The 16,566-nt window shown below is 64.1% G+C and carries 14 protein-coding genes; 13 read left to right on the top strand and 1 reads right to left on the bottom strand.

Going from position 1 to position 16,566, the window contains the following annotated elements; genetic code table 11:
• The first annotated feature begins 1 nt into the window (after position 1).
• From NIBR502773_RS04920 to NIBR502773_RS04890, 7 genes are all read left to right on the top strand, one after another.
• Complete coding sequence (locus tag NIBR502773_RS04920; protein ID WP_141155528.1) at positions 2–1,843, top strand: ABC transporter ATP-binding protein; 1,842 nt, start codon at positions 2–4, stop codon at positions 1,841–1,843.
• Complete coding sequence (locus NIBR502773_RS04915) at positions 1,840–2,148, top strand: (2Fe-2S)-binding protein (RefSeq protein WP_065940275.1); 309 nt, start codon at positions 1,840–1,842, stop codon at positions 2,146–2,148. The genes NIBR502773_RS04920 and NIBR502773_RS04915 overlap by 4 nt, the downstream gene beginning before the upstream one ends.
• Positions 2,130–3,509: an NAD(P)/FAD-dependent oxidoreductase gene (locus NIBR502773_RS04910; protein WP_141155527.1), complete on the top strand. Its 1,380-nt coding sequence runs from the start codon at positions 2,130–2,132 to the stop codon at positions 3,507–3,509. The genes NIBR502773_RS04915 and NIBR502773_RS04910 overlap by 19 nt, the downstream gene beginning before the upstream one ends.
• Entirely contained in the window at positions 3,506–4,660 is a 1,155-nt protein-coding gene (locus tag NIBR502773_RS04905; protein ID WP_115486990.1) for an FAD-binding oxidoreductase, read from the top strand. The genes NIBR502773_RS04910 and NIBR502773_RS04905 overlap by 4 nt, the downstream gene beginning before the upstream one ends.
• Positions 4,657–5,814: an acetylornithine deacetylase gene (argE, locus tag NIBR502773_RS04900; protein WP_141155526.1), complete on the top strand. Its 1,158-nt coding sequence runs from the start codon at positions 4,657–4,659 to the stop codon at positions 5,812–5,814. Before NIBR502773_RS04905 ends, argE begins: the two co-directional genes overlap by 4 nt.
• A gap of 117 nt (positions 5,815–5,931) precedes the next feature.
• Positions 5,932–7,392 carry an NAD-dependent succinate-semialdehyde dehydrogenase gene (locus NIBR502773_RS04895; protein WP_141155525.1) on the top strand — a complete coding sequence of 487 codons (1,461 nt, stop codon included), beginning with the start codon at positions 5,932–5,934 and terminating at the stop codon, positions 7,390–7,392.
• Positions 7,393–7,412: 20 nt separating this feature from the next.
• Entirely contained in the window at positions 7,413–8,504 is a 1,092-nt protein-coding gene (locus tag NIBR502773_RS04890; protein ID WP_141155524.1) for a tartrate dehydrogenase, read from the top strand.
• Positions 8,505–8,669: 165 nt separating this feature from the next.
• Here the strand turns inward: NIBR502773_RS04890 and NIBR502773_RS04885 are convergent, their stop codons facing one another.
• Complete coding sequence (locus NIBR502773_RS04885) at positions 8,670–9,596, bottom strand: glyoxylate/hydroxypyruvate reductase A (protein ID WP_141157822.1); 927 nt, start codon at positions 9,594–9,596, stop codon at positions 8,670–8,672.
• 194 nt (positions 9,597–9,790) lie between these two features.
• Between NIBR502773_RS04885 and gabT the strand changes: the two genes are divergently transcribed.
• The 6 genes from gabT (at position 9,791) to NIBR502773_RS04855 (ending at position 16,564) form a co-directional block, all read left to right on the top strand.
• Positions 9,791–11,083, top strand: a complete 1,293-nt coding sequence (gene gabT / locus NIBR502773_RS04880) for a 4-aminobutyrate--2-oxoglutarate transaminase (protein ID WP_141155523.1) — start codon at positions 9,791–9,793, stop codon at positions 11,081–11,083.
• Positions 11,084–11,131: 48 nt separating this feature from the next.
• Entirely contained in the window at positions 11,132–11,776 is a 645-nt protein-coding gene (locus tag NIBR502773_RS04875) for a 2-haloalkanoic acid dehalogenase (protein WP_065940268.1), read from the top strand.
• Between the two features lie 45 nt (positions 11,777–11,821).
• Positions 11,822–12,310: an Lrp/AsnC family transcriptional regulator gene (locus NIBR502773_RS04870; RefSeq protein ID WP_010449292.1), complete on the top strand. Its 489-nt coding sequence runs from the start codon at positions 11,822–11,824 to the stop codon at positions 12,308–12,310.
• 839 nt (positions 12,311–13,149) lie between these two features.
• Complete coding sequence (locus NIBR502773_RS04865) at positions 13,150–13,920, top strand: DUF4198 domain-containing protein (protein WP_257228151.1); 771 nt, start codon at positions 13,150–13,152, stop codon at positions 13,918–13,920.
• Between the two features lie 28 nt (positions 13,921–13,948).
• Positions 13,949–15,154: a DUF1624 domain-containing protein gene (locus NIBR502773_RS04860; protein ID WP_141155521.1), complete on the top strand. Its 1,206-nt coding sequence runs from the start codon at positions 13,949–13,951 to the stop codon at positions 15,152–15,154.
• A 69-nt stretch (positions 15,155–15,223) separates the two neighbouring features.
• Entirely contained in the window at positions 15,224–16,564 is a 1,341-nt protein-coding gene (locus NIBR502773_RS04855; protein ID WP_373682409.1) for an OprD family porin, read from the top strand.
• The last annotated feature ends 2 nt before the right edge of the window (positions 16,565–16,566 follow it).

Raw genomic sequence — 16,566 nt, 5'->3', positions numbered from 1 at the left:
AATGACTGAATTGATTCGCGTCGAAGACCTGCGCGTGGTCGCCTGTGGCGAACGCGGTGAGGTGGAAATCGTCAAGGGCGTGAGCTTTGCCCTGAAACAAGGTGAAGTGCTGGCGTTGATCGGCGAGTCCGGCTCGGGCAAGACCACTATCGCCCTGGCCTTGCTGGGGTATGCACGGCGCGGGTGTCGGCTGTCCGGCGGTGTGGTGCAGGTCGGCGAGCACGACATGCTCGCCCTGGGCGAACACCAACTGCAGGGCCTGCGCGGCAACCGTGTGTCCTATATCGCGCAAAGCGCCGCCGCCGCGTTCAACCCGGCGAAAAGACTCATCGACCAGGTCATCGAAGGCGCACTGATCCACGGCCTGGGTACTCGGGCCGAGCTGCACGCCAAGGCTATCGGCCTGTTCCGCGACCTGGCGCTGCCAGGCCCGGAACGCATCGGCCAACGCTACCCGCACCAGGTCTCCGGCGGGCAACTGCAACGGGTGATGGCGGCGATGGCGCTGATCAGCGATCCGCTGCTGGTGGTGCTCGACGAGCCGACCACCGCCCTGGACGTGACCACCCAGATCGACGTGCTGCGCGCCTTCAAGCGCGTGGTGCGCGAGCGCGGTGCCACGGCGGTGTACGTGTCCCACGACCTCGCGGTGGTGGCGCAAATGGCCGACCAGATCGTGGTGCTCAACGGCGGGCAAATCCTCGAACAGAGCGCCACGGCGCCGCTGCTCAATGCCCCGGCTCACGCCTATACCCGCAGCCTGCTAGCCGCCGCACGGCCCGACAGCAGCATTCGCCCGCCCTGCGGCGTCGCCGGGGAGGTACCGCTGCTGACCATCACCGGCCTCACCGCCGGCTACGGCAACAAGAACCTGCACGGCATGCCGTCGATTCGGGTATTGGAAGACATCGACCTCACCGTGCGCCGTGGCCAGGCCATCGGCGTGATCGGCGAGTCGGGCTCGGGCAAGTCCACCCTGGCCCGGGTGGTGGCGGGGTTGCTGACCCCGGCCCTCGGCGGCCTGGCCTTCGATGGGCAACCCTTGGGCGGCAGCCTCGCCGAGCGCACCCCGGAACAATTCCGGCGGATCCAGATGGTGTTCCAGAACGCCGACACCGCGCTCAACCCGATGCACAGCGTGGCGGCCATCATCGGTCGGCCGTTGAAAATGTATTTCGGCCTCAAGGGCGCGGCGCTGCAAGCCCGGATCGGTGAACTGCTCGACCTGGTGCGCCTGCCCCGGGACCTCGCCGAACGGCGCCCGAATGAGCTGTCCGGCGGGCAAAAGCAGCGGGTCAACCTGGCCCGCGCGCTGGCGGCCAAGCCCGACCTGATCCTCTGCGACGAAGTGACCTCGGCCCTCGACACCGTGGTGGGTGCGGCGATTCTCGAACTGCTGCGCGACCTGCGCCAGCAGCTGGGGGTGTCGTACCTGTTTATCAGCCATGACATTTCCACCGTGCGCGCGCTGTGCGATGACATCGTGGTGATGTACAGCGGCCGCAAGGTCCAGGCCGGCAGTCGCCAGGCGTTTGCCGAGCCGCCGTTCCATCCTTACACCGACCTGTTGATTCACTCGGTGCCCGAGTTGCGCCAGGGCTGGCTGGAAACCTGCGGTACTGCAGGCGACACGCTGCCGGCGCTCGGCGAGCGGGCCAATGGGCCGCAGCTGTGCACCTTCCTCAATCGCTGCCCGGTGCGCGTCGACGGCCTGTGCAACCGCACCGCGCCGCCGCGCCGCCGCCTTGACGACGGTGGTGAAATCCTTTGCCACCACGACAGCGCCCACTTGCTGGGTACCCAGCAGGGCGTCAACACCCTCACTGTGGGAGCCTATGCATGAACGCGCGTTTTGTGAGGCTGGCCGAACAGGGCCGGCCGACGGTCAGCCTGACCGTGGATGGCGCCGCCGTCCAAGCCCTGCAGGGCGACACCCTGATGGTTGCGCTGCTGACCCAGGGCAACGCGCTGCGCCAGTCGGAATTCGACAGCGGCCGCCGTGCCGGTTTCTGCCTGATGGGCGCGTGCCAGGATTGCTGGGTGTGGACCCGCAGCGGCGAACGCCTGCGCGCCTGCTCCAATGAAGTCCGTGACGGGCTGGATATCGTTACCACACAACCGGAGGCGACATGGCCACTGCACGGGTAGTTATTGTGGGCGCCGGACCGGCCGGGGTGCGCTGCGCCGAAACCCTGCTGGCGGCCGGGATCAAACCGATCCTGATCGATGAAAACCGCCGCGACGGTGGCCAGATCTACCGGCGTCAGCCAGAAGGCTTCACCCGCGACTACGCGACCCTGTACGGCAGCGAGGCCGCCAAGGCCCAGGCGCTGCACCAGAGTTTCGACCGCCTGCGCGACGCCATCGACTACCGCCCCGACACCCTGGTGTGGAACCTCACGCCAGGGCAACTGTGCTGCGTGAGCCAGGGCCGCCACACCACGGTGGATTACGACGCACTGATCCTCTGCACCGGCGCCACCGACCGCCTGATGCCTATCGAGGGCTGGCAACTGGCGGGCACCTACAGCCTGGGCGGGGCGCAGATCGCCTTGAAAAACCAGGCCGTGTCCATCGGCCATCGCGTGGTGTTCATGGGCAGCGGGCCGTTGCTGTACCTGGTCGCCAGCCAGTATGTGAAGGCCGGCGCCGACGTGGCGGCGGTGCTCGACACCTCGCCTCTGAGCCTGCGCCTGAAAGCCTTGCCCAAACTGCTGGCGCGGCCCGGCGTGCTGTTCACCGGGATCAAGCTACTGGCGCAACTGTACCGCGCCAAGGTGGCGGTGCACCTCGGGGTCAAGCCGCTGCAAGTGATGGGCGACGCGGCCAATGGCGTGAGCGGTGTGCGCTTCGCCACCGGCAACGGGCAGACCGTCACGGTGCAGGCCGATGCCGTTGCGCTGGGTTACCACCTGCGTCCGGAAACCCAGCTGGGTGACCTGGCCGGCTGTCGCATGGCGTTCGATGAGGCATCGAGCCAATGGTGGCTGGCCACGGATGACGCCGGACGCACCTCGGTGAAGGGCGTGTACGCGGCCGGTGACGGCGCGAAAATTCGCGGCGCCGATGCCGCCGAGCATGCCGGGCGCCTGGTGGCGCTGGCGCTGCTGGAAGACCTGCAACAACCGGTCGACACCGGCCTGCGGGATGAGCAACAGCAGGCCCTGGCGGTGATGGATCAATTCCGCCTGGGCCTGGCCCAGGCGTTCCCGTGGCCGAGCGAACAGGCCAAGGCGTTGCCGGACAGCGCCATCGTGTGCCGCTGCGAGATGATCAGCGCCGGCGAGTTACGGCGCACGGTGAAGGAGAAGGGCGCCTGCGAAGTCAATCGCGCCAAGGCGTTCAGCCGCGTGGGCATGGGCCGTTGCCAGGGGCGTTACTGCTCCCAGGCCGGGGCCGAAGTGATCGCCGCCGCTGCCGGCGTGCCGGTGCAGGCGGTCGGGCGCCAGCGCGGCCAGGCGCCGGTCAAACCGTTATCGATGCTGATCACCGAGGAGGTCTCGTCATGAGCGTGCAAAAAGCCGATGTGGTGATTGTCGGCGGGGGGCTGATGGGCTCGGCGACCGCGTTTTTTCTGCGCCGTCGCGGGCAATCGGTAATCCTGCTGGAGCGCGACCAGATCGGCCAGTACGCCAGTGGTGTGAACTTCGGCAATGTGCGCCGGCAAGGGCGTTTCCTCGGCCAGCTGGCCTTGGCTAATCGCTCCTGGGCGCTGTGGAAGCGCCTGCCGGAACTGATCGACGACGACCTGGAATTCATCCCCAGCGGGCATATGCGCGTGTGTTACCGCGAGGATGAAATCGCCGAGCTGGAGGCCTATGCCGCCGCACCGGAAGCGCAACAACTGGACCTGAAGATTTATCGCGGCGCCGAACTGCATCAACGCTTCGGCTTCCTCGGCCCGGACGTCAAGGGCGGCTCCTATGCGCCCCACGACGGCCATGCCAACCCGCGCCTGGCCGCACCGGCGTTTGCCCGCGCCGCCCGGCGCCTGGGCGCGCAGATCGAAGAACGCACCGAAGTGGCCGAGGTGCAGAAGGTCGGCGCCGACTTCCAGGTCACCACCACCGACGGCCGCCAGTTCCACGCCGCGCAACTGTTGATCACCGCCGGCGCCTGGGGCCAGAAGCTCTCGGCGCAGTTCGGCGAACCGGTGCCGCTGGACACCCACGGCCCGCAAATGGCCGTGACCGAGCCGGTGCCTTATGCCTTGCCCACGGTGATCGGCGTGTACACCAAGGTGCCCGAAGAGGTGATCTACTTCCGCCAGATTCCCCGGGGCAATATCGTCATCGGCGGCGGCTACCGCAGCAAGCCGGATATGCTCAACCGCCGCGCCTACGTGGAACCGCGCAGCATCCTCAACCAGGTCAGCCAGATGCGCCGCCTGCTGCCGGGCGTCGGCAACCTGAACATCATCCGCGTGTGGAGCGGCATCGAAGGCTACCTGCCGGACTCGCTGCCGGTGATGGGCCCCAGCGGTACGGTCGACGGGCTGTTCTATGCCTTCGGGTTCTGCGGCCACGGTTTCCAGCTGGGCCCGGGCGTCGGCGATGTGATGGCCGAACTGCTTGCCACCGGCAGCACCAGCACCCCGATCGAGCCGTTCTCCATCACCCGGTTCGCCCCATCTGCCGAGCAACGGAGCCAGGCCTCATGAAACCCCGCGTATTGGAGATTCTGAAACAGCTGATGGCCTTCGACACCGTGTCATCGGCGTCGAACATGGCCTTGATCGAGTATGTGCGCGACCAGCTGCTGAGCAAGGGCATCGACTCGCTGATCGTCAAGGACCCCAGCGGCAAGAAAGCCAACCTGTTCGCCAGCACCGGGCCCAAGGAACAGCCCGGCGTGCTGCTGTCCGGGCACACCGACGTGGTGCCGGCGGCGGGGCAGGCCTGGACCTTTCCCGCCTTTGCCGCCACCGTGCAGGACGGGCGCATTTATGGGCGCGGCAGCTGCGACATGAAGGGCTTTATCGCCCTGGCCATCGACGCCATGCTGGATGCCGCCGACCACACGTTGAACCGCCCGCTGCAACTGGCCCTGTCCCATGACGAAGAAATCGGCTGCGTCGGCGTGCGGCGCTTGCTCGACGTGCTGCACCTGGCGCCGGTGCGGCCGTTTCTGTGTGTGATCGGTGAGCCGACCAACATGCAGTTTGTCCTCGGCCACAAGGGCAAGGGCTCCTACCGCACGTACTGCCGAGGCCAGGAGGCGCATTCATCCCTGGCGCCGCGCTCGGTCAACGCCATCCACGTGGCCTGCGACTTTATCGCCGCCCTGCGTGACAGTCAGCAGCAGTTGCAACGCCACGGCGCCCAGGACAACGACTATGACGTGCCCTACAGCACCGTGCATGTCGGCCAGATTATCGGCGGCAAGGCGCTGAATATCGTGCCCAACCTGTGCACCCTGGACTTCGAAGTGCGCAACCTGCCGGCGGACGACCTGGACGCGTTCCTGGAGCAGATGCGCGAGCGCGCCGAGGTGATCGTGCGCGAGGCGCAGAAGCTGTCCAGCGTGGCGGCCATCGAGATCGAAACGATCAACGTCTATCCTGGCCTCGACACCCATCCCAGTGTCGAGGCGGTGCGCTTTCTCAAGCAATTCGCCGCGCCGGGCACCGGCACCTCCAAGGTTTCGTTCGGCACCGAAGGCGGCCTGTTCAAGCAGCGCCTGGACGTACCGGTGGTGGTGTGCGGGCCGGGTTCCATCGAGCAGGCGCACAAGCCCGACGAGTTTATCGAGATCAGCCAGATGGACGCCGGCGAGCGCTTTTTGCAAGGCTTGCTCGGTTCGCTGACGGCTTAGCAGAGCCTGCCGTCCTGGGGTGAATTTCAGCACGGCACGCTGCTTTAACCGCGCTTTCGGCATCCTCGTTTGCGGCGCCTCCCTAGACTGGAGCGTGTCTCGGATCAGGACTCGACCATGCTCAAGAATCGCTTGCAAGACCCCAGCCTGCTGGCTGAACTCGCCTACGTAGATGGCCAGTGGATCGCTGCCGACAGCGGCGCCACCCTGGACATCCGCGACCCGGCCACCGGCCACGTGATTGCCCAGGTGCCGGCCATGGACGCGGTGGACACCCGCCGCGCCATCGAAGCCGCCGAGCGTGCCTGGCCTGCCTGGCGCGCCCGCCCGGCCGCCGAACGCGCGGCGCTGCTGGAGCGCTGGTACCAGGCGATGATCGACAACCTCGATGACCTGGCGCTGATCATGACCTGCGAGCAGGGCAAACCGCTGAACGAGGCCCGTGGCGAAGTGCGCTACGGTGCCGGTTTCGTCAAGTGGTTCGCCGAGGAAGCGCGCCGGGTCTACGGCGAAACCATGCCCGCGCCCAGCGGTGATCGGCGTTTGCTGACCCTCAAGCAACCGGTGGGCGTATGCGCCGCCATCACCCCATGGAATTTCCCCAACGCGATGATCACGCGCAAATGCGCACCGGCGCTGGCCGCCGGTTGCCCGATCATCGTCAAACCCTCGGACTTCACGCCGCTGTCGGCCCTGGCCCTGGCGGTGCTGGCCGAGCGCGTGGGCATTCCGGCCGGGGTGTTCAATGTGATCACCGGCTTACCCGCCGGCATTGGCGAAGAACTGACCGGCAACCCGGCGGTGCGCAAGATTTCCTTTACCGGCTCCACCGCCGTCGGCCGCCTGTTGATGCGCCAGAGCGCCGAGCACATCAAGCGCTTGAGTTTGGAACTGGGCGGCAATGCGCCGTTTATCGTGTTCGACGATGCCGACCTGGAGCAGGCGGTGGCCGGGGTGATGCTCAGCAAGTTTCGCAACGCCGGGCAAACCTGCGTGTGCGCCAACCGTATCCTGGTGCAGGACGGTATCTACGCGCGTTTCGCGGCGCGGCTGGTGGAAGAGGTGGGCAAGCTCAAGGTCGGCAACGGCCTGGACGACGGCGTGACCATCGGCCCGCTGATCAACCCCGCAGCGGTGAACAAAGTCGCGCGGCATATCGACGATGCCCTGAGCCAGGGCGCCCGGCTGCTGTGCGGCGCCGTCCCCGACGGCGACAGCCAGTTCGTGCAGCCCACGGTACTCGGCGATACCCACGCCGGGATGTTGCTTGCCAATGAAGAAACCTTCGGCCCGGTGGCACCGCTGATGCGCTTTACCGACGAAGCCCAGGCCCTCGCCCTGGCCAACGCCACCCCGTATGGCCTGGGTGCCTACTATTTCACCCAGGACCTGCAGCGCTCCTGGCGCTTTGGCGAGGCCCTGGAGTTCGGCATGGTCGGGCTCAACACCGGGATCATCTCGATGGAGGTCGCGCCGTTCGGCGGCATCAAGCAATCGGGACTGGGACGCGAGGGCAGCAAGTACGGCCTGGACGAATACCTTGAAGTCAAAGCCTTCCATATCGGCGGCTTGAACTGAATTTTTGCGAGGCATGCACCATGAGCAAGGCATTCAGAATCGCCGCGATTGCCGGCGATGGCATCGGCAAGGAAGTCCTGCCCGAAGGGCTGCGGGTACTGGAACAGGCCGCCAGGATCTGGGACCTGGACCTGAGCATCGAAGTGCTCGACTGGGCCCACTGCGATTACTACCTGGAACACGGGCAGATGATGCCCGAGGACTGGTTCGAGCAGCTCAAGGGCTTTGACGCGATCTACTTCGGCGCCGTGGGCTGGCCGGACAAAGTCCCGGACCATATTTCCCTGTGGGGCTCGCTGCTCAAGTTCCGCCGCGACTTCGACCAGTACGTGAACATCCGCCCGGTGCGCCTGTTCCCCGGCGTGCCGTGCCCGTTGGCCGGGCGCGCGCCGGGGGACATCGACTTTGTGGTGATCCGCGAAAACACCGAGGGCGAATACTCCTCGGTGGGCGGCAAGATGTTCGAAGGTACCGAGCATGAATTCGTGCTGCAGGAATCGGTGTTCACACGACGTGGGGTTGATCGCATTCTCAAGTTTGCCTTCGACCTGGCCAAGACTCGCCCGCGTAAGAAGCTGACGGCGGCGACGAAGTCCAATGGGATTTCCATCAGCATGCCTTACTGGGATGAACGCACGGCATTGATGGCGGCGAACTATCCCGAGGTAACGTGGGACAAGCAGCATATCGATATTTTGTGTGCGCGGTTTGTGTTGCAGCCGGACCGGTTTGATGTGGTGGTGGCGTCGAATCTGTTTGGCGACATCCTGTCGGACCTGGGGCCGGCGTGTGCGGGGACCATCGGGATAGCGCCGTCGGCGAACCTGGATCCGGAGCGGCGGTTTCCGTCATTGTTCGAGCCGGTGCATGGGTCGGCGCCGGATATCTATGGGCAGAACATTGCCAATCCGATTGCAATGATCTGGTCGGGGGCGTTGATGTTGGACTTTTTGGGCAATGGGGATGGGCGGTATCGGGCGGCGCATGATGGGATATTGCGGGCGATTGAGGCGGTGATTGCAGAAGGGGTGGTGACGCCGGATCTGGGGGGCCGGGGATCGACTCAGGATGTGGGATTGGCAATTGCGACCCGGTTGACTGAGACGAATTGATCAAAGCGCGGCGGCCTTGGAGCCGACCGGCATTGTGCCTGGTGTACTGGGTTAAAAATGTGGGAGGGAGCAAGCCCCCTCCCATATTTTGATCTGCATACATCAGGTAAACCTTGGCCTGCTCTTGCGGGCTTGGAACCCACGGCCTTGGAACCGAATAGGTACTCAATACCCCCGCAACCGATCCACCTCACCCACCATCTCCTCCCCCCGCTCAAACCGCCGAATATTCTCCAGCAACACCGCAAACGCACTCTCCGGCTGGGTCATCGCCGCAATATGCGGCGTCAACAACACCTGCGGATGCCCCCAGAACGGATGCTCCGGTGCCGCCGGCTCTTCCCGCAGCACATCCAGCACCGCCCCACTCAACTGCCCACTCTCCAACGCCTCGAGCAAATCCTCTTCAACCAGGTGCCCCCCACGGCCCATATTCACCAACCCCGCCCCCCGTGGCAGTTGCGCAAACAAGCGCCGGTCCAGAATTCCCTGGGTCTGCTCCGTCAACGGCAACACGCACAGCAAAATATCGCACTGGCTGAGAAACGCCGGCAGTTGCGCTTCCCCCGCATAACACTCAACCCCCGGCACCTGGTGCGCACTGCGCGCCCAGCCGGACAGGGCAAAGCCCAGGGGGGCCAAGGTCGCCAGGATCTGCTGGGCCTGGGTACCCAACCCCATCACCCCCACGCGCCGGTTCGCAGCCGGCTGCAACAGGTGCGCCTGCCAACAGCGCGCCACCTGCTGTTGGCGGTAGCGCAGCATGTCGCGGTGCAGGCTCAGCACGGCCCAACTGGCGTATTCGCACATGCCGCGGGTGATGCCCGGGTCCAGCAGGCGCACCACCGGCAGGCCCGCGGGCAGGCGATCAAGGTCCAACTGATCGACACCGGCCGACAGGGCGAACAACACCTTCAGGTTGGGCAGCACGCGGGCCAGATCTTCCGGTGCCTGCCAGGCGGCCAGGTAGTCGACCTCGGCGGGGTTGCCGAGGTCGGGCCAGGTGCGCCATTCGATGTCCGGCGCGTGTTGGGCAAAGAGTGCCTGCCAGTGTCGGCCGCGCACCGGGTCAGCTTTGTAGAGCAAGGCCATGGGCATTTCCTGCTGGATAAACGGAAGCATCATCATCGCCCAAAGCCCGGCGCAGGATCTGTTGAAACGCGGGGCGAAAACAGTTGATCCGAATTTCTCACGGGGCAAGTTCGGCGTAGTTGGTTGCCCGCAGGCCGTACTCTGGACTGCATCGCAACCACCTTCCGGTTGCCGGACTCACGATGGGAAATGCCATGAATAGCAAAGTCGACGAAACCCCTCATTTGCTCCGTCAGCGCGAGCAGTTCGTGCCCCGTGGCCTGGTGACCGCGCACCCGCTGGTGATCGACCGCGCCCAGGGCGCCGAATTGTGGGACGTGGATGGCAAGCGTTACCTGGACTTCGTCGGCGGTATCGGCGTGCTCAACATCGGCCATAACCACCCCAAGGTGGTCGCCGCCGTGCAGGCTCAGTTGCAGAAGGTTTCCCATGCCTGCTTCCAGGTGGTGGCCTACCAGCCTTACCTCGACCTGGCCCAGCGCCTGTGTGAAATGATCGGCGGCCAGGAAGCCTATAAAGCGGCGTTTTTCACCTCCGGCGCCGAGGCGGTGGAAAATGCGGTGAAGATCGCCCGCGCCCATACCAATCGCTCGGCGGTCATTGCCTTCCGTGGCGGTTTCCACGGGCGCACGTTGCTGGGCACCACGCTCACCGGCATGAGCCAACCCTACAAGCAGAACTTCGGGCCGTTTGCGCCGGAGGTGTTCCACACCCCGTACCCGAACGCTTATCGCGGCGTGACCAGCGACATCGCGCTCAAGGCCCTGGATGAGTTGCTGGCGACCCAGGTAGCGCCGGAGCGGGTGGCCGCGATCATCATCGAACCGGTGCAGGGCGATGGCGGTTTCCTCACCGCACCCCCTGAGTTTCTCCAGGCGCTGCGAGCGTTGGCCGACAAGCATGGCATCGTGTTGATCCTCGACGAAATCCAGACCGGCTTCGGTCGCACCGGCACCTGGTTCGGTTTCCAGCACGCGGGCATCCAGCCCGACCTGGTGACCGTGGCCAAGAGCCTGGCCGGCGGCTTGCCGTTGTCCGGCGTGGTCGGCAAGGCGCACATCATGGATGCACCGCTGCCCGGCGGGCTGGGCGGCACCTACGGTGGTAATGCGCTGGCCTGTGCGGCGGCGCTGGCGGTGATCGACGCGTTCGAGCAAGAGCAATTGCTGGCACGCAGCCAAGTGCTGGGCGAGCGCCTGCGCCAGGGGTTGCTCGGTTTGCAGGCGCGCTACTCGCGCATCGGCGATGTGCGCGGCACCGGCTTTATGTTGGCGATGGAGTTGATCAAGGATGACCCGGCCCGCACCCCGGATGCCGACCTCAATCAACGCCTGATCGATGCAGCCCGGGCCGGTGGTTTGCTGGTGATCAAGTGCGGGGTACATCGCAATGTGCTGCGCTTCCTCGCGCCGTTGGTGACCAGCGAAGCCCAGGTCGACGAAGCGCTGGAAATCCTCGACGGCGCCTTGGCACGGGTCTTGAACTGAGGCTGTGCCCGCTACGGGCCAACTGCGGCATTGGAGGCTTGACCCCACATGGGACTGACAGATTATCGAGCGTTGCTGATCGATTGCGATGAAGTGCTGGTGGATCGCGATTCAGGGGTGTGGGCGGCGTTGCAGCCGCTGCTCGACAGCCGTGGCGGGCAGCCGGCCAAGGATCAGGTGCTGGCCGAATTCAACACGCAGGTTGCCAGGCTCTACCCGCGTTTCGCCGAGCTGGGCTTCAGTGGCGTGTTGTGTTTTGCCCATCGCCAACTGGCCGAGAGCTGGGGGCTGCACGCCAGTTGGGAGGAGGGCATGAGCTTTGCGCGTTCGGCGGGCAATTGGTCGCTGTTCGAGGATGCGCCGGGGGCGATGCTGTACCTGCGCAAGTTCTACCGTTTGCTGGTGCGTGGCGACCGTGATGCCGAGGACCGCGGGGTGTTGTGCGAGCGATTGGGGATTGCACCGGAAGATTTCATTTCCCTCGCCGAAGACCCGCAATGGCTCACGGACCGAGGCGCGCAGCTGCAACCGGTGCTGCATGTAACGCGACCGTCGGTCGGCGCACATGGGGCGCTGGACCGCTGTTTGATCGGCCGCCACCGGGCGCGGCAGCCTTCGCCTTGTGCGGCGGAGTACTGCATCAACAGCATGGCGGATCTGGTGGCGCAGCATCAGCTGTCTTTACGGCGCTGATTTTGCTAGAAGATTGTCTTACAAACGGCAGTCAAGAGGTACGTGATGGAAGGGCAAGTCAAGCTGGACCGGATCGACATCAGTATTCTGGTTGAACTGCAAAAAGACGGTCGGATGACCAATGTCAGCCTTGCCGATGCCGTGGGCCTGTCCGCCAGCCCCTGCCTGCAACGGGTCAAGCGGCTGGAATCGGCCGGGTATATTTCCAGCTACAAGGCGCACTTGAACCTGGCCAAGATCACCGACTCGGTGACGGTGTTTACCGAGATCACCCTCAGCGACCATAAACGCGAAGACTTTGCCAAGTTCGAATCGAATATCCGCCTGGTGGACGAGGTACTTGAGTGCCACCTGATCAGCGGTGGCTACGACTATCTGGTGCGTTTCATGACCCGCAGCATCCAGCACTACCAGGAAGTGGTCGAGAGCCTGTTGGATAAGAACATTGGCATCTCCAAGTACTTCAGCTATATCGTGATCAAGTCACCGGTGCTCAAGGATGGCGTGCCGTTGCGCAAACTGCTGCGGCACTGACCCACGCTCGCTTTCCTGTGGGAGGGGGCTTGCCCCCGATGGCGGCCTCTGGGCCGACCATTTTTTTGGATTGGACCGGGTACATATCCGTTGCTGCGGTAACGGCCACTTAGGGTTTCGCTCTTACAGCGACTCACTTTTGGAGAGGCCCAAAAGTAAGCAAAAGGCCTTCGCCCCACCACTCGGCACCTCGCCCAGGCTCGGTGTGCCCGTAATCCGACAGTGATTTGGGGGCCGCCGCCACGCGCCATCCATGGCGCGGGGCGGCTAAACCGGCATCCATGCCGGTTTACCCCCCAAATCACTGTCGGATTACGGCCAGCGTGGTTTAACGGGGCGCCTGAGATCAAGATCAAGATCAAGATCAAGATCAAAAGCAAGATCAAGCGCGGCTCGCTTCGCATCGTGGTTACTGTTGGCGGCTACAACGTTGTAGATAGCTATGCCCCCGATGGCGGTCTTTCAGCTGACCCCGCTTTATGGGGGGAACCGGTTCAAATGTGGGAGCTGGCTTGCCTGCGATGCAGGCACCTCGGTACATCAGGTACACAGCCTTGCGCAGAGCGTCGGAACGATCAACGCTCACTGCTTTTGCACCTCAATTGGACACGCTCACTCGTAGTCTCGGCTAAACGCCTCATCTCGACGCAACCCGCATAAAACACTTTTTCGGGCCCTTAAACAGTGGTCTGCGCCGATCCGTGGGTGCAATTCGGCGAAAAACGCAAAAGGGCCTGCGCTGTAATGCTCGCAGAGTGAGGGAGCGCAGGGTTGTGCGGTGTTTTCCAGCCGCGACAGCCTTGGGTTGAACACCACCAATCGGAGCGAAAAAAATGCGAATGAGCAACGCAAAAGCACTGTTGGGTTATGGCGCGTTCATGTTGGCAACCGCCTGCGAGGCGCATCAGATTTGGTACGAACAACTTCCCGGCCAGCCCTTGGCCTTGTACTACGGGGAGTATGACAAGAATGTTCTGGAGGTGACCCCGGGGGGCATGGACCGGTTCAGGCAACTCCAGGCGTGGTCGATGGCCGACCGGTCGGCACCGCTGCAACTGAGCCTGCAGCGCCAGGCGTTCCTGCTGGCGGAGCAGCCCGGGCAAGAGGATTCGCTGCTGGCGCAAGATCTGCACTATCCGATGTTCGATGTGCATGAAGGCGCCAAGACCGTGAAAGCCGCTTGGACCCCGGCCACGCGTTGGGTCGGTGACCTGCGGGCCCGTAGCCCGGAGCTGACCCTGGATATCGTCCCCACCGGCGTTGCCGATGCGGGCCGTGCGCAGTTCCGGGTGTTCTACGCGGGCAAGCCGCTGACGGGCCAGGAAGTGATGCTGGAAACCGCCTCCGGTGAAGTCTTCAAGCAGCGCAGCGATGCCGCCGGCAACGTCAGCTTCGAGCTGCCCTGGCAGGGCACTTACGTGGTGGCCGTCGAGTACCAGGACAACAGCCCTGGGGAGCGTCTTGATCCGGTGGGCAAGCCCGAGCGGTTTGACGTCAAACGCTTCAGTTCGACGTTGTCGTTCTACCGCCAGCAAGGCCAGGCGCCGTTACCTCGCGCGCCGTCGCAACTGCCGGCATCGGAAGTCGCCAGGCTGAAAAAGTCAGCCTGATTCATTGCCTCCTTCATGAGTGATTGATATGACCCTTTCTTCAGGATTGGCCGGTCAGGCGGGCACTGTTGCGCCGACGCTTGCCCGCACGAACGTCACGACGGCCACACGCATGCTGGCTATCGATGCGCTGCGTGGTTTTGTGATGCTGTTGATGCTCATCGACCATGTGCGCGAAACCTTCTTGCTGCACCGGCAGGTCACCGACCCAATCGACGCCTTGAGTGTCACCCCGGACCTGTATTTCACCCGTATGCTCAGCGAGATCTGCGCCCCGGCGTTTATCTTCCTGACGGGCTTGTCGGCCTGGCTCTACAGCCAGAAACACAGCGCCCGCGAAACCTCGGTGTTTTTGCTCAAGCGCGGGTTGTTCCTGGTGTTCCTGGAAATCACCTTCGTGTGCTTTGCCTGGAACGCCGAGTTCCCACCCAAGACGTTATGGCTGCAAGTGATCTGGTGTATCGGCCTGTGCATGATCGTGCTTGCCGGTTTGCTGCACTTCAAACGCGCCTGGCTGATCGTGCTGGGGGTGGCGATTGTCGCCGGGCATAACCTGCTCGACGGCGTGACCGTCGGGCCGGAGTCGCCGTTCTTCGTGCCCTGGTCGATCCTGCATCAGCGGGTGTTTATCGACATTACCGAATTCACCCGCGCCCGCACGACGTACCCGATATTGCCGTGGATCGGTGTGATCCTGCTGGGCTGGGGCATCGGTCCGTGGTTTGGCAAGGCAATGCCGTCGGCCGAGCGTATCTCGCGCCTGGTCAAGCTGGGTGCATGCCTGCTGGTCGCGTTCGTGTTTATCCGCTACCTCAATGTGTATGGCGAGAAACCCTGGGTGCAGACCGGTGATGCGCTGCGCACCTTCATGAGCTTCATGAGCGCGAAGAAATACCCGCCGTCGCTGATGTTCCTGATGCCCACCCTGGGCCTGTCGCTGCTGCTGTTGGCACTGTTCGAGAAGTGGCAGGCCCGCTGGGCTACTGCGACCCTGGCGATCTACGGTGGGGCGCCGATGTTTTTCTACTTGCTGCACCTCTACGTGCTCAAGGCCATGTACCTGGTCGCGCTGGCGATCTGGGGCGCCAACCAAGGCACCTACTACGGTTTTGACGACCTGCCCATGGTGTGGTTGTGGAGCGTGATACTCGGGGTGTTGCTGTTCTTCCCGACACGCTGGTTCGCCGACCTCAAGCAGCGTCGTCGCGACATCGCGATGCTCAAATACCTCTGACGGAACCAACGGTGTTCTGCGCCCTGCGGAACACCTTTGCCTGACACGTTCTGGAGTCAAACCGTGAAGATGCTATCGACCCGCACCCTGCTATTGGCATTGGGAGGGCAGAGCCTGCTCGCCTTCGCCGCCGAACAAGACACCGCCAACGGCTTTATCGAGGACAGCCAGTGGAACCTGCTCAACCGCAGTGTCTACGACCGCCGCGACTACCAGCATGGCGCCCTCAGCAACGGCGCACGCAACGCCTACAAACCTCGATCCCAGCGCAGCGACCTGGCGGAAGAATGGGCCTATGGCCTGATGGCTGACTACGCCTCGGGTTTCACCACCGGCACTCTGGGTTTTGGCCTGGATGCGCACGTTTACTCCGCCTGGCAACTGGACAGTGGCGGTGGGCGCGCCGGGAAGGCACGGCTATTGGCGGTGGACAATGACGGCCACCCCAAGGAGCAGTTCAGCCGCGGTGGTGCGGTTGCCAAACTGCGTTTTTCCTCCACCGAATTGCGCTACGGCGAGCAGCGGGTGAAAACCCCGGTGTTTGCCTCGTCCGACAGTCGCTTGCTGCCCGAAACCGCGACGGGATGGTGGTTGACCAGCCGCGAGTTGCCGGCCACCACCCTGTTCGCGGGGCACTTCAATGAGAGCACCGACCGCAACGCCAGCAGCCATGACCGAGGGTTTGTCGTCAACTATTCCAACGGCAGGCAAGGCGATCGCTTTGACCTGGTGGGCGTGCGCAATACGGCAATCAAGGGGCTGAGCGCCAGCGTGTTCAGTGCTGTCTATGAAGACACCTGGCGCCAGCATTACCTGGGGGCGGTCTACACCCGGCCGCTGTTTCCCGGCCAGGCACTGACCGTTGACCTGAACCTGTATCGCACCCAGGACACCGGCAAGGCGTTGTCGGGGCGCATCGATAACACCACGTGGAGCCTGCTCTCGACCTATCGGTTCGGTGCCCACAGTGTGGGCGTGGGCTATCAGAAAGTCAGTGGCGACACGCCGTTCGACTACGTGACGCGCGGGGCGATTTACCTGAGCAACGCCGTGGCGCTGTCCGACTTCAACGCCCCACGGGAGGCCTCGTGGCAGGCGCGCTATGACCTGGACCTGGCGGGCCATGGCATGCCCGGCCTGAGCCTGGCGGCGTTGTATGTACGTGGCAGTGGCATTGACGGCCGCCACATGGATCCTCGCGGCGGCTACCAATGGCTTGGCTACGGTGATGAGGGCAAGCACTGGGAACGTGACCTGCAGGCACGCTACGTGGTGCAGTCCGGTGTCGCGAAAAACCTCGCCTTTACCCTGCGCCATGCCGTGCACCGGGGCAATGCGGCCCAGGCGGAGCTGGATGCCAACCAGATCCGCCTGGCGGTCGAGTACCCGTTGGGCGGGCGCTTGCACTAGGT

The organism is Pseudomonas sp. NIBRBAC000502773 (genome assembly GCF_006517195.1).
GTDB classification, from domain to species: domain Bacteria; phylum Pseudomonadota; class Gammaproteobacteria; order Pseudomonadales; family Pseudomonadaceae; genus Aquipseudomonas; species Aquipseudomonas marginalis.
This window is presented reverse-complemented; position numbering and strand designations above follow the sequence as displayed.